We start from the raw sequence: 13,243 nt of genomic DNA on the forward strand, positions 1-13,243 counted from the left end.
GATGATGAGAACTTATGAGTTGTCGACAAAAGAACGGGATGGAATGATCGACGTGACATCGTTCGTTCGCGAGGCGGTGGCCGAAAGAGGCGTGCGCGAAGGTTACGCAATCGTATATTGTCCGCATACGACCGCCGGCATGGCCATTAACGAAAACGCCGATCCCGACGTGGTCAGAGACGTGCTGCGCCGGTTCGACGAGCTGTGCCCTTGGGAGCATCGTCTGGATCGGCACGCCGAAGGCAATACGGCCGCGCATCTGAAGGCCATTACGACGGGAACGAGCCAGACGGTGCTCATCTCGGGCGGAAGACTGGTGCTGGGCACTTGGCAGGGCATCTATTTCTGCGAATTCGACGGACCGCGGAGACGGAAATTTCATGTGAAAGTGATCGGAGATTAGTCCATAGGAGGCGAGAGACATGTGCAGGAACATTAAGCAGCTGTTCAATTTCGAGCCCGCTGCGACGCCGGACGAGGTTGAGGCGGCCGCGCTTCAGTACGTACGCAAAATATCGGGGTTTATCCAGCCCTCCAAGGCGAACGAGGAAGCGTTCCGCCGCGCCGTGGCGGAAGTGACGGAAGTATCCCAGCGGCTGCTGGAATCGCTTGTTACGAACTCGGAGCCCAAGAACCGCGAGGTCGAGCGGGAGCGGGCGCGCGAGCGCAACGCCAAGCGGTTCGGCGTTAAGCCTGTCGAGTAGCAAGCAGCCACCGTTCTCATCTATACGAATACGAAGAACGCCCGGCTGCCTTTGAGCCGGGCGTTAATTGCTGCGGCAGGCACTAACTCCGCAGCCACTGCAGCATATTGTCATGGATGGGCAGAGGCTGCTCGCTAGTTCTTATTGGAGTGAAGAGGGAGACAAGCTCGGACGCGCGCACGGGCTCCGGTTTGTCGAGCCAACCGGCGATATGCCCCAGCAGGCCGACAAGCCGTTCGGCCATGACGCCTTCGCCGCGAAGCGCGGCCAGCGTTAACGATTTGTCTCGCTTGGAGAAACGCTCGCCGCCGGCATCGCCAAGCAGCGGTACATGGGCGAAGGCTGGCGGTTTCAAACCGAGCGCATCGTAGAGCGCCAGCTGTCTGGGCGTGGAGTCGAGCAGATCGGCGCCGCGTACGACATCGGTAATGCCCATGGCGGCATCGTCAACGACGACGGCGAGCTGGTAGCCGAACATGCCATCGGCGCGCTTGACGACGAAGTCGCCCAGCGCGTCGCCATCATAGGAGCGTGCTCCCGCAAAACCGTCGACGAAAGCGATCGGCTCGCTCGGCATGACGAAGCGGAGCGCGGGTTCCTTGAGGGTTTCTTTGGCTGTGCGCTCCTCCAGCGTAAGATGCCTGCAGAAACCGGGATAAGCCGGCCCCTCCAACGACAAGCCATGCGGGGCGCTGGCGATGGAGGCGAGCTCCGCGCGGCTGCAATAACAAGGATAAAGGCGGCCGGCTGCATTGAGCCACGCAAGCGCCTCCTCGTATAGCTCATCGCGAAGGCTCTGCTCATAGGGCGCGAAGGGCCCGCCAAGCCGCGGCCCCTCGTCCCAGTCGAGTCCAAGCCAGAGCAAGTCGTCTTGCTGCTGCTCTGCAAAAGCGGGACGCGACCTCGGCTTGTCGATGTCCTCGATGCGGAGCAGAAACTCGCCGCCGGCTTGCCGAATTTGAAGCCAGGCAACCAACGCGGCAAAGGCGTTGCCGATATGCAGAAGCCCTGACGGCGTAGGCGCGAAACGTCCGCGGCGTATGATTGGCTGATGATGGTCCAGTTGCTTCGACATGGTTCACCCTCACCTTAACGGGAATGCAAAAAAAGAGCAGCATAGCCGCTCTGTTTGTTATTTTGCCTATGTTTATACTTTAAATGGCGGAGCTGACGGGATTCGAACCCGCGGTCTCCTGCGTGACAGGCAGGCATGTTAGGCCTCTACACCACAGCTCCACACTTAAAGTCTGTGCCTCTTGGACACAAGTAAGATCTTAACACGGCGGCGTGTAGTTTGACAAGCTTTTATTTTCCTGAAGCAACCAATTCACTTGGGTGCGACAGAAGCCGAACCCGCGACTACTCTGTTCCTTGCACCGCCAGCTCCAGCAACGCGCGGATATCGTCCGCGATGGCCGTCGGCGACAGTTTCTCGGCCGTGGCCTCCGTTCGGATTTTGTCGATCAGCTGTACGGCCAATTCATTCTCCACGGTCAGCACGCGTACTTCTCCCCCGCCCATAAAACCGGTGATCCGCTCGGCGGCCATAGACAGGTTGTCGTGAGCGGACTTATCGGTGCCCGTTATGCCGCCAAGACCTTCGCCCGGCGCCGTTCCTTGACCCGACATCCCTTCGATCGGACTTAGAAGCTTCATCTGAACGCTGTCATAACGCGCGCCTGAAGGCGTACGTTTCGCCGTGGCGAGCACGACCGTGTCGTCGAAGACGAATACCTTTACGTCCGGAATGCCCGCTCCGCTCAGTCGGGATTCCAGATGCGCGGAGAAACCGGCCGCATGCAGTCCGGAGCTGCCGATCATGCTGTACACCGATGTCCCCATTCCATTTGTTGTGCCGCCTTGCCTGTTCGTCGTTTGGCGTTTCAAGCCATTCTCGCTCGGAATGACGGAAGGATCGCGCAGCATCTTCGTTTGGTGCTCATGTTCCGCGGAATGCGCTTCGATCGGATGTCTGTCATCGGTATCCATGGCGGCGCTGCAGCCTCCGAGCAGCAGCATTGCGGCCACAGCGGCTGCCGTCGCCCCCGCCAGCCATATTCGCGTCATTATCATTTGTTATCAACCTCCATTCAAGCTGTCTGCATGATTTAGGATGAGCTTTTCACCGAAATGAATATTCATCGTTCCATGGAAAATAATAATCGCGAACGAAACCATTGCCATTCAGGAGGTGCATCGTATTGGATTCAACCGGCAGCAAGAACAAGCCGAACCGCGAAGCGGAAGACGGATCTGTCGCTACAATGGAGCAGCCGATTGCAAATCCGCCAGGTCCGCTGGCCTATGAACAGGAAGCGAAAAACAACTCCCGGCGCAAATTTTTGAAGACGACAGGGTATACGCTTGGCACGCTGGCGCTGGGAGGCGCGTTAAGCTCGCTCATCGGCTGCACGAACAATTCGGAGGAGCCGACGCCCACCGGGGAACCGGGGAAGGGAGAGGAGGAGAAAGCTCAGCCGCGAAATTACAACCGCGCGCTCATGTTTCTGACGCAGGAACAGTTTCGCATCGTGGAGAGCGCGACGGAACGTATTTTTCCCGAGGACGAGAACGGCCCCGGAGCGAAAACGCTCGGTGTTGCCTACTTCATCGACCATCAGCTGGCAGGAGAATGGGGGTTTAACGGACGCGACTATATGCAGGCGCCGTTCTATGTGGGCGAGAAAGAGCAAGGGTATCAAGGACGGCTGAAGCGGCGCGAAATTATTGAGATCGGCATCAAGGAACTGAACAACTACAGTTTGACGCAATATCAGAAGAGTTTCCCGGAGCTGGTAGCGGAAGATCAGGATGAGGTATTGAAAGCGTTCGAGTCGGATACGGTGCAGCTGACGACGATCTCGGCGAGCAGTTTCTTTAAAATGCTTCGCACGAACACGCTCGAGGGCGCCTATAGCGACCCGCTGTACGGAGGCAACCTGGACATGAACGGCTGGCGGATGCGCGGTTATCCCGGCAATCAGATGAGCTATACGGCTGTAATTGACAAGGACTATACGAAGATGGACCCGATCAGTCTGCAAGATCATATGGCCCATTAGCGAAGCGGAGGGACAACAGCGACATATGGCCAAAACGTTACCGAAAACGGATGTCGTCATTATTGGAGTCGGCTGGAGCGGCGGCATTATCGCGGCTGAGCTGACGAAAGCCGGATTAAACGTCGTCGGTCTTGAACGGGGCAAGGACCGCAAGACCGAGGATTATTTTATGGTGCACGACGAGTTGCGTTACGCGCTCAGATACGAGATGATGCAGGATTTGTCCAAGGAAACGATCACGTTTCGAAGCAATGAGGGGATCAGGGCGCTGCCGATGCGTTCCTACGGCTCGTTCCTGCTCGGGGACGGTCTAGGCGGCTCGGGGGTTCATTGGAACGGACAGACGTATCGTTTTTTGCCGTACGATTTCCAGATACGCAGCAAGACGATCGAAAAGTACGGGAAAAACAAAATCCCCGCGGAAATGACGATTCAGGACTGGGGCATTACGTACGACGAGCTCGAGCCGTATTACGACAAGTTCGAGCAGATGGCCGGTATTTCCGGCGAGCCGAATCCGCTGGGGGGAGCGCGCAGCAACCCGTATCCGACGCCGCCGATGAAGAAGTCGCCGGCGCTTCAATTGTTTGAGGATGCAGCCAAGCGGATGAAGCTGAACCCGTACATGATGCCGGCGGCCAATCTATCGGAGGGATATACGAATCCGGATGGTATTTCCCGGGCGGCCTGCCAATATTGCGGTTATTGCGAACGGTTTGGCTGCGAATACGGAGCGAAGGCCGATCCTGTCGTGACGGTCATCCCCGTCGCGAACAAAACCGGGAAGTTCCAGATTCGCACCCATTCGAACGTGCGGCGCATCTTGCACAAGGGCGGCAAGGCGACGGGAGTGATGTACACGGACGTTACGACCGGAGAAGATATCGTGCAACCGGCGGACATCGTCGTCGTGACAAGTTACGTGTTCAATAACGTCAGGCTGCTGCTGCTCTCAGAGCTTGGGGAACGTTATAATCCGGAGACGGGCAAGGGGGTTGTCGGCAAAAATTACGCCTACCAGGTTATTAAAGGCAGCGCGGCGGGTTTCTTCGAGAAGCAGCAATTCAACACGTATGCCGGTGCGGGCTCGCTGGGCGTTACGCTGGATGATTATAACGGCGACAACTTCGACCATAGCGATCTGAAGTTCATTCACGGCGGAGCGATCGCATTGTCCCAGACGGGCTCCCGTCCGATCCAGAACAACCCGGTGCCGTCGGGCACGGCGACCTGGGGCAAGGAATTTAAGGCAAAGTCGCTTCATTATGCGTACCGGACGCTCGGCGTGGGCGGGCAAGGCGCTTCGATGTCGTTCAAACATCATTTTCTGGATCTGGATCCTACGTACAAGGATGCGTTTGGGGATCCGCTCATGCGCGTTACCTTCGACTTCGAGGAGCAGGATCGGGAACTGGGCGTATACTTGGCTGCGCGCAGCGCCGAGATCATGAAGGAGATGGGGGCGGATCATGTCGACTATCTGAAGGAAATCGGTCCATACGAGATCGTGAATTACCAGTCTACGCACAACACGGGGGGCGTCATCATGGGCGCGGAACCATCGACCTCGGCGGTCAACACGTACTGCCAAATGTGGGACGCGGACAACGTCTTCGTCGTCGGGGCCAGCTCCTTCCCGCAAAATGCCGGCTACAATCCGACGGCCACGGTCGGCGCGCTCGCTTACCGTACGGCCGAAGGCATCTTGAAATACAGGGAGAAGGGCGGCTTGCTCGTTTGAGCAGCTTGCCACTTTTCCAGACCATCCCTTTAAAATTTCCCGGAAAGAAACGAGCCGCGTTGCAAAGGACGCCGGCCGTTTCGTCCGGGTGCATCTATGACGGCAAAAAACCTCTATACCACTCGAGGTGGCTATAGAGGTTTTTGCGTGTTCGTAATGGGTTCGGGTTAGGCTACAGCAGCTTTTTCAAATCATCTTGGACGTCGATTGCGGCAGCGCCGGGCGTATCATCCTCCACGATCCCGCGTGTTGAACTGCGGAACTCGCGGAGTGTATCGCCGAACGCGCGGCCGAGCATGGGAAGCTTGGACGGCCCGAACACGATAAGCGCAATGAGCAGAATAATGATCAGCCCGGATACGCCGATGTTGTTGAACATGAAGTTGGCTCCTTTCGTAATGGCGAATTAAGATGCGGGTCAGGATCAGGTAGGATCCGGCCTAAGGACCGGAACCGCGTAATGACGTTTCGCATACCGTCTCGACAGCAGCGCGCTAAGCTCGAAGAGCACAATAAGCGGCACGGTCACGGACAGATGGGAGACGAAGTCCGGCGGAGAGATGCAGGAGCCGACGACGGCAAGGCCTACATAGGCGTATTTGCGCGTTACTGTCAGCCTCTCGGGCGTCAGAACGCCGAGCCGCGTCAGGAACAGCATGACAATCGGCATTTCGAATGCGACTCCGAGCGGAAATACGACGCTGAACAGGAAAACAAAATATTTGTCGATCCCATACGTTTCCACCGCTCCGACGGTGTGGTTCATTTGCATCATGAACCGCATCATCATAGGGAAGACGAGGAAATAACTGAAAGACACCCCCGCAAGGAACAACGCAAACGATGCAGGGACGTATGCGAGCGTTCCCTTCGCTTCCTTCTCCGTCAGGCCCGGCCGCACGAACGCCCAAGTCTGGTACAGCAAGAGCGGCAGCGTGAATAAAAAGGCAAACAGGAAGGCGCAGCGAAGGTAGATGAAAAGCCCGTCCGTGAACGAGAATACATTCCATTCGACTTCTGTCGAGACGTTGCTGGATTTGATGTACTGCAGGATTTTCGGTGACAGATAGAGACCTGCGCACATCGTGACGAAGAACCAGCAGGCGACGAGAATCAGCCGTTTCCTAAGCTCGGCGAGATGTCTCACGAGATCTTCCTGCATCTCCAAGGAATCACCTCATTTCCTCATTTTCCATACGTTTCTTATAGATTGTCCAAAGCGCGTCGCCTTATTCGACTTTGCCAAGCCGAATATTCCTGTCGCGCATCGGGAAAAGTAACCACATCTTTAATGACAAATGAGGTGTATGCAAGTGAGAAGTCCGAACAAATGGGTGTTGGGGTTGGCCGTAATTGCGCTAACGATTAGCTTGGCTGCATGCGGAGGAAACGCCAATAAAGGCACGAACAATGCCGGAACAGGCAATAATGCCCAGAATCCGGGAAACGAGGGTAATGCGGGCAATGGCGCGACAGTGGATACGGCGGCAGCGGAGGAAGTCTACAAAAAAAGTTGTATCGGCTGTCACGCCGCTGATCTGGCGGGCGGTGTAGGCCCGAACCTGCAGAAAGTCGGCAGCGAAATGACGGCGGATCAAATCGAGGATACAATCGTAAACGGCAAGGGCGGCATGCCTGCTTTTAAAGGGCAGTTGACCGACGAAGAAATCAATTCGCTCGTGGGCTGGCTCGCGGCGAAAAAGTAACTTGAAGAGCCAATCGCAAAAAGGCCGTTTCGCCGCGATCCAACGATCGTCCGGCGAAGCGGCCTTTTGGTTATTCTTATTCCATGGAATTATCATTAGGCAGATTATAATCGCTACGTGAGATAACCGGCTCCTTACATAAGAAAAGCTCACGCTTTGGTTCAATATTTCTTATAGACAGAATTCGTCAGATTTCATTGACCGTAACCAGGGACTATGGTAGTTTTAGATCATAAATTCATACTGGTAAACTTGGAATTGATGTGCACAGATTGGATGCGAGGTGGATGCAGTTGCAACTTAAGGTGACGAACAGTCCGTTTAACGAAGCGCAGGTCGAGCTGCTTAACAAATTGCTGCCGACTTTGACGGACTCCCAGATTCAATGGCTTAACGGTTATATGGCGTTTTATAGGGCGGGTACCGCTTCCGCAGAATCGGCCATAGCTTTGCAGGAGCAGACGGCGGCAGCGGTAGCTACGCTTATTCCGGCCGAGGAAGCGGCTCAGCCCGCAGCGCCGGCTTTGCCGCGCGAGGCGGCTGTCCTGTTCGGCTCTCAGACGGGAAATTCGCAGCGGTTGGCGGGCAAGCTGGCCGCGCAGCTGAAGGAACAAGGCTTCGAAGTCACGTTGTCGGCGATGAACGCGTTCAAGACGAACGGACTTAAAAAGACGCCTTACTTGTTCATCGTGGCGAGCACGCATGGCGAAGGAGATCCGCCGGACAACGCGCTGACGTTCTACGAATTCCTGTTCAGCAAGCGCGCGCCGAAGCTGGACGGCATGAAATTCTCCGTTCTGGCGCTGGGCGATACGTCCTATGAGTTCTTTTGCAAGACGGGTCAGGACTTCGACAATCGTCTCGCCGAGCTGGGAGCGGAGCGGCTTGCGCCGCGTATCGATTGCGACGTTGACTTCGACGGGCCGGCTTCGCAGTGGCTTGCGAGCGTCATTGGCGCGGTTACGGCATCTCCCGCAGCTTCGGCGACTGTTGCAGGAGCTGCATCGGTTGCACCGGCAAGCTCTGCAGCAACGACGACGGAGTCGGAATATTCCCGTTCCAACCCGTTCCAGGCCGAAGTGCTTGCGACGATTAACCTGAACGGCCGCGGCTCTGACCGCGAGACACGCCATCTGGAGATTTCGCTGGAGGGCTCCGGACTGACCTACGAGCCTGGCGATTGCGTCGGCATCTACCCGCAAAATGATCCTGCTCTCGTCGATGCGATTATCGCGGAGATGAAGTGGAGCGGCAGCGAGAACGTCGTACCGACCAAGGAGGGGGCAGAAGGACAGCTTCGAAACGCCTTGCTGGCTCAGTTCGAGGTCACTGTATTGACTCGTCCTCTGCTTGAGAAGGCTGCCGCATTCTCGGAAAATGCCAAGCTGGCCGAGCTCATCCTGCCGGACAACAAGGCGACGTTGAGGGCTTATACCAGCGGCCGCGATCTGTTGGATTTGCTGCAAGACTTCGGCCCATGGAAGCTGTCCGCCGCCGATCTTGTATCCATCCTTCGCAAGATGCCGCCGCGACTGTATTCCATCGCCAGCAGCGGCAACGCGCATCCCGAAGAAGTGCATGTCACCATTCGCAAGGTGGAGTATGAAGCGCATGGACGGAAGCGGGGCGGCGTATGCTCCGTGCAAGTATCCGAACGGCTGGAGGAAGGCGGCAGGCTGCCGATCTTCATCCAGAATAATCCGAACTTCAAGCTGCCGGCTAATCCGGATACTCCTGTAATCATGATAGGTCCGGGCACGGGCGTAGCTCCGTTCCGGGCGTTTATGGAAGAGCGCGAGGAAATGGGAGCCGGCGGCAAGTCTTGGCTATTTTACGGGGACCGTCATTTCGTAACCGACTTCCTCTACCAGACGGACTGGCAGCGCATGTTGAAGGACGGCGTGCTTACGAAGCTGGATGTGGCGTTCTCCCGCGATACGGAGGAGAAGGTCTATGTACAGCATCGTATTTTGGAGCAAGCCGCGGAGCTGTACAAGTGGTTGCAAGAGGGCGCGCATGTCTACGTGTGCGGCGACGAAAAACATATGGCGCATGACGTTCATGCGGCGCTTCTGTCCGTGGTCGAGAAGCAAGGAGGCCTGAACGCGGAGGCAGCGGCGGCGTATTTAGCGGATCTGCAAGTAAGCGGGCGTTATCAACGCGATGTTTATTAATATCATTTATTTTTGATCATAGAGGGTAGCAACGGGTGAAACGGGAAGGAGCGGAAGCAGCAATGACGAAACAGAAGGTACAACCGGTCGGCGGAACTCCAAGCGATGTCGAGCAGTTGAAGATAGAAAGCAATTATTTGCGCGGTTCGCTTGTCGAGACGCTGGCAAACCGGGTTACGGGCGGCATGAGCGACCTGGACAACCGCCTGATGAAATTCCATGGCAGCTATATGCAGGACGACCGCGACGTGCGGAACGAACGTCAGAAGCAGAAGCTGGAGCCGTCGTATCAATTTATGCTTCGCGTCGTGACGCCGGGCGGCGTATCCACGCCGGAGCAATGGCTGGAGATCGACAAGCTGGCCCAGAAGTACGGCAGCGGCAGCATTCGCCTGACGACAAGACAGGCGTTCCAATTGCACGGCGTACTGAAGTGGAACCTGAAGCAGACGATTCGTCAGATCAACGACGTGATGCTGACTACGCTTGCGGCATGCGGCGACGTAAACCGCAACGTCATGTGTACGCCGAATCCGGAGCAATCCGAGGTGCATGCCGAGGTGCATCGCTGGTCGGAGCAGCTGACGAAACATCTGGCGCCTAAAACGCCGGCTTATCACGAGATATGGCTGGATGGCGAGAAGGTGGATACCGGCGACAAGCCGAAGGCGGAAATGGGCCTTGCCGGCAATGCCGTCGAGCCGATGTATGGGCCGGTATATTTGCCGCGGAAGTTCAAGATCGGCATCGCGGTGCCGCCATCCAATGATATAGATGTCTACTCGCAGGATCTCGGTTACATCGCGATTATGGAGAAGGGCAAGCTGGTCGGTTTCAACGTCACCGTAGGCGGCGGCATGGGCATGACTCATGGCGATAACAACACTTATCCGCAGCTCGGCAAAGTCATCGGCTTCTGTACGCCGGAGCAGATTCTCGACGTTGCGGAGAAGACGATCACGATTCAGCGCGATTACGGCAATCGTTCCGTACGTAAATATGCAAGATTTAAATATACGATCGACCGTCACGGCCTCGACTGGTTCGTCGAAGAGCTGCACGAGCGTCTCGGCTGGCAGCTTGCGCCGTCCCGTCCGTTCCACTTCGAATCCAACGGCGATCGTTACGGCTGGTCGAAGAATAAAAACGGCAAATGGAACTTCGCCATTTATGTCAATAGCGGACGGATCATCGATACCGAAGAGAGCAAGCTGATGACCGGTCTTCGCGAGATTGCCAAGATTCATACCGGCGACTTCCGTCTGACGGCAAATCAGAATCTGATTATCGGCAATGTTGCCGCTTCGAAGAAAAAGAAAATCGCCGAATTGATGGCGCAGTACGGCATCACGGACGGCTCCGAGCTGGTTGCCCTGCGCCGCAGCTCCATCTCTTGCGTGGCGCTGCCGACTTGCGGACTCGCAATGGCGGAAGCGGAGCGATACCTGCCGACGTTGATCGAGAAGCTGGAGCCTGTGCTTACGGAAGTCGGGCTTCGCGACGAAGAGATCAATATTCGGATGACGGGCTGCCCGAACGGCTGCGGCCGTCCGGCACTGGGCGAAGTATCCTTTATCGGCAAGTCTCCGGGCAAATACAATATGTACCTGGGCGCCGGCTTCTCCGGCGATCGTCTTAGCAAGCTGTATCGCGAGAACATCGGCGAGACGGAAATTCTGGACACGCTGAAGCCGATCCTGAGCCACTACGCTTCGGATCGCGAGCATGGCGAGCATTTCGGCGACTTCGTCATTCGCAGCGGTTATGTAAAAGCCGTCGCGGACGGCACCGATTTCCATAGTTGATCGGCCGCAAGATAACAAATTCAACGGCACGGCTGCGCACTTACCTGCGTGGCTGTGCTTTTTTTAATTTTAAGCTAAAGAACCAGGAGGGAACGAGTCCACCGTCCTTGGCCCCTATAGGGCGTTGGCAGGCGGGAACAGGCGGATGTGTATGAAAAAGCGAGTACAATGGGACGTTGGCTGGCAGGGACGGGCGAATGTGTATGAAAAAGCGAGTACGATGGGGTGTTGGCGGGCAGGGACGGGCGAATGTGTATGAAAAAGCGAGTACGATGGGGTGTTGGCAGGTAGAAACGGGCGAATGTGTATGAAAAAGCGAGTACGATGGGGTGTTGGCGGGCAGGGACGGGCGAATGTGTATGAAAAAGCGAGTACAATGGGGCGTTGGCAGGTAGAGACGGGCGAATGTGTATGAAAAAGCGAGTACAATGGGGCGCTCGCCGGGAGTGGCAGTACGCAGGGAATTCATGGGTTTGAGAACGCAGCCATGCGGACATGCTGATAAGACCGCGATTATGGGATCTAATCAAAAGGAGGGCATGTTTCATGGTTGGCATTCATTCCGTGCATCGCCGCATGGCCGAGCTTACGCTCAAAGCGAGGGCGATCGGAGGGTATCACATGTTGTCTCCGCTGGAGAAGAGAGAGCTGGAGCACTGCCTGAAAGTGAACTTCGATCTTGTCTCCAATCTGGACTCGCTAAAGTCGGTCGCATTCGTCGCCTACACGACCGGAGATGCCGAATGGCATCAAGAGCTTTGCGCCAAGATCGAACAGATTGAAGCCAAGCTTATTTAAGCTCCAGCTTTTTTTCAATAGTGCAACCAGAGTCAAACGGACGGCAGCAGTCGTTAATACGAGACAAGCGGCCGCGATTGGAAGTGGTATACTCATCGTATAAGGTTAAGCATCCCTACCAATAACGATGAGAAGGCGGCGAGCTTGTTATGAAAAAATCGATGATAGCAGCCCAGTTATACACGCTTAGAGAGTTTTGCAAGGATGAGGCAGGTTTGAGAGAGTCGCTGCGCAAGGTGAAGGAAATCGGCTACGAGGCCGTGCAAGTGTCCGGTATCGGCCCCATTGCTCCGGAGATCGTGAAAGCGATTGCCGATGAATACGGCCTGACGATCTGCGCCACGCATGTCGGATACGACGCGCTTACGACGGATCTGGAAGCAACGATCGAGAAGCATAAGCTCTGGAACTGCCAATACGTCGGTCTTGGCTCCATTCCGGAAGCGTTCCGTAATTCGGGCGGCGCGGGTTATGCCGAATTTGCCGGCATTGCCAGCGACATTGGCCGCAAGCTGAAGGAGCATGGCCTGCAATTCATCTACCATAACCATCACTTCGAATATACGAATTACGATGGAAGAACGGGCATGGCCATCCTGCAAGGCGACAGCGACAAGGATGCGGTGCACTTCGAGCTGGATATGTATTGGGTGCAAGCCGGCGGCGCGAGCCCGGTAGATGCGGTGCGGGAGGTTGACGGCCGCATGCGCGTCGTGCATCTCAAGGACATGGCGATCGTCGATAACAAGCAAGTGTTCGCGGAGATCGGCGAAGGCAATATGAACTTCCCGGCTATCATCGACGCTTGCCGCGAGATCGGCGTGGAATGGTACGTGGTGGAGCAGGATGTTTGCTTGCGCGATCCGTTCGAAAGCCTGGCGATCAGCTATCGTTATTTGAGCTCCCTGGCGACGGAATAGTATTAAATCAGGAAGAAAGCCTTTGGCTCCGATATGGGGACCGAAGGCTTTTTAGTTTTTCTATACCGGACTGAATACGGCCGTGCTACGCATGTCAGTTACGACGCGCTAAGGACGAAGCTGGAAGCCACGATTGAGAAGCATAAGCTTTGGAATTGCCAGTAGACGTCGGTCCGGGCTCCGTTCCATTATGCGTACGTGTACAATTACAGACACACACTGGCGTCTGCTCTTCAGTTACGTTTAGTCGATTAACAATTGTACGAAAATACACAAATATAACTGCGTAAATGCTAGTTTTCCGAGAATGTGTACAAATATACACAAATTATG

Annotated in this window: 13 protein-coding genes and 1 tRNA gene; 9 read left to right on the top strand and 5 right to left on the bottom strand. The window is 55.9% G+C overall.

All coding sequences use genetic code 11. The features are described from left to right. Window position 1 precedes the first annotated feature (1 nt). Complete coding sequence (locus KJW29_RS33170) at window positions 2–403, top strand: secondary thiamine-phosphate synthase enzyme YjbQ (protein WP_214627828.1); 402 nt, start codon at window positions 2–4, stop codon at window positions 401–403. A 19-nt stretch (window positions 404–422) separates the two neighbouring features. After that, entirely contained in the window at window positions 423–704 is a 282-nt protein-coding gene (locus KJW29_RS33175) for a DUF2277 domain-containing protein (protein ID WP_087569780.1), read from the top strand. 82 nt (window positions 705–786) lie between these two features. Here KJW29_RS33175 and gluQRS read toward each other — a convergent pair whose 3' ends face one another. The 3 genes from gluQRS to KJW29_RS33190 all read right to left on the bottom strand — a co-directional run bounded on the left by gluQRS (window position 787) and on the right by KJW29_RS33190 (window position 2,777). Further along, entirely contained in the window at window positions 787–1,779 is a 993-nt protein-coding gene (gene gluQRS, locus KJW29_RS33180) for a tRNA glutamyl-Q(34) synthetase GluQRS (protein WP_214627829.1), read from the bottom strand. Between the two features lie 84 nt (window positions 1,780–1,863). Further along, a tRNA-Asp gene (locus KJW29_RS33185) sits at window positions 1,864–1,940 on the bottom strand. Window positions 1,941–2,063: 123 nt separating this feature from the next. Further along, complete coding sequence (locus KJW29_RS33190; RefSeq protein ID WP_214627830.1) at window positions 2,064–2,777, bottom strand: hypothetical protein; 714 nt, start codon at window positions 2,775–2,777, stop codon at window positions 2,064–2,066. Window positions 2,778–2,905: 128 nt separating this feature from the next. Here KJW29_RS33190 and KJW29_RS33195 point away from each other — a divergent pair, with 128 nt between their 5' ends. After that, complete coding sequence (locus KJW29_RS33195; RefSeq protein WP_246608484.1) at window positions 2,906–3,766, top strand: gluconate 2-dehydrogenase subunit 3 family protein; 861 nt, start codon at window positions 2,906–2,908, stop codon at window positions 3,764–3,766. A 25-nt stretch (window positions 3,767–3,791) separates the two neighbouring features. Continuing rightward, window positions 3,792–5,507, top strand: coding sequence for a GMC family oxidoreductase (locus tag KJW29_RS33200; protein ID WP_087569777.1), 1,716 nt, complete (start codon window positions 3,792–3,794; stop codon window positions 5,505–5,507). Between the two features lie 172 nt (window positions 5,508–5,679). Here KJW29_RS33200 and tatA read toward each other — a convergent pair whose 3' ends face one another. Continuing rightward, a complete protein-coding gene (tatA, locus tag KJW29_RS33205) occupies window positions 5,680–5,886 on the bottom strand; it encodes a twin-arginine translocase TatA/TatE family subunit (protein WP_087569776.1) in 207 nt (68 codons plus the stop codon). A gap of 45 nt (window positions 5,887–5,931) precedes the next feature. Continuing rightward, complete coding sequence (gene tatC, locus KJW29_RS33210) at window positions 5,932–6,669, bottom strand: twin-arginine translocase subunit TatC (protein ID WP_373863978.1); 738 nt, start codon at window positions 6,667–6,669, stop codon at window positions 5,932–5,934. Between the two features lie 151 nt (window positions 6,670–6,820). Between tatC and KJW29_RS33215 the strand changes: the two genes are divergently transcribed. From KJW29_RS33215 to KJW29_RS33235, 5 genes are all read left to right on the top strand, one after another. Then, window positions 6,821–7,213 (top strand): c-type cytochrome, encoded by a 393-nt coding sequence (locus KJW29_RS33215; RefSeq protein ID WP_246608485.1) that lies wholly within the window; start codon window positions 6,821–6,823, stop codon window positions 7,211–7,213. A 293-nt stretch (window positions 7,214–7,506) separates the two neighbouring features. Further along, window positions 7,507–9,387 carry an assimilatory sulfite reductase (NADPH) flavoprotein subunit gene (locus tag KJW29_RS33220; RefSeq protein WP_214631429.1) on the top strand — a complete coding sequence of 627 codons (1,881 nt, stop codon included), beginning with the start codon at window positions 7,507–7,509 and terminating at the stop codon, window positions 9,385–9,387. Between the two features lie 62 nt (window positions 9,388–9,449). After that, on the top strand, window positions 9,450–11,192 hold the full coding sequence (gene cysI, locus KJW29_RS33225; protein WP_214627831.1) for an assimilatory sulfite reductase (NADPH) hemoprotein subunit: 1,743 nt from the start codon (window positions 9,450–9,452) through the stop codon (window positions 11,190–11,192). A 546-nt stretch (window positions 11,193–11,738) separates the two neighbouring features. Further along, window positions 11,739–11,990 (top strand): DUF7667 family protein, encoded by a 252-nt coding sequence (locus KJW29_RS33230; protein ID WP_087569773.1) that lies wholly within the window; start codon window positions 11,739–11,741, stop codon window positions 11,988–11,990. 149 nt (window positions 11,991–12,139) lie between these two features. Next, window positions 12,140–12,910, top strand: coding sequence for a sugar phosphate isomerase/epimerase family protein (locus tag KJW29_RS33235; RefSeq protein ID WP_187103869.1), 771 nt, complete (start codon window positions 12,140–12,142; stop codon window positions 12,908–12,910). Window positions 12,911–13,243: the final 333 nt, after the last annotated feature.

Origin of the sequence: Paenibacillus agaridevorans, assembly GCF_018604145.1 — a bacterium.
In the GTDB taxonomy this organism is placed as follows: domain Bacteria; phylum Bacillota; class Bacilli; order Paenibacillales; family Paenibacillaceae; genus Pristimantibacillus; species Pristimantibacillus agaridevorans.

Excerpts from the sequence above, each read along its gene's own strand:
- KJW29_RS33170 (WP_214627828.1), top strand. The coding sequence starts at position 2 with ATGATGAGAACTTATGAGTTGTCGACAAAAGAACGGGATGGAATGATC.
- KJW29_RS33175 (WP_087569780.1), top strand. The coding sequence starts at position 423 with ATGTGCAGGAACATTAAGCAGCTGTTCAATTTCGAGCCCGCTGCGACG.
- gluQRS (WP_214627829.1), bottom strand. The coding sequence starts at position 1,779 with ATGTCGAAGCAACTGGACCATCATCAGCCAATCATACGCCGCGGACGT.
- KJW29_RS33190 (WP_214627830.1), bottom strand. The coding sequence starts at position 2,777 with ATGATAATGACGCGAATATGGCTGGCGGGGGCGACGGCAGCCGCTGTG.
- KJW29_RS33200 (WP_087569777.1), top strand. The coding sequence starts at position 3,792 with ATGGCCAAAACGTTACCGAAAACGGATGTCGTCATTATTGGAGTCGGC.
- tatA (WP_087569776.1), bottom strand. The coding sequence starts at position 5,886 with ATGTTCAACAACATCGGCGTATCCGGGCTGATCATTATTCTGCTCATT.
- tatC (WP_373863978.1), bottom strand. The coding sequence starts at position 6,669 with ATGCAGGAAGATCTCGTGAGACATCTCGCCGAGCTTAGGAAACGGCTG.
- cysI (WP_214627831.1), top strand. The coding sequence starts at position 9,450 with ATGACGAAACAGAAGGTACAACCGGTCGGCGGAACTCCAAGCGATGTC.
- KJW29_RS33230 (WP_087569773.1), top strand. The coding sequence starts at position 11,739 with ATGGTTGGCATTCATTCCGTGCATCGCCGCATGGCCGAGCTTACGCTC.
- KJW29_RS33235 (WP_187103869.1), top strand. The coding sequence starts at position 12,140 with ATGAAAAAATCGATGATAGCAGCCCAGTTATACACGCTTAGAGAGTTT.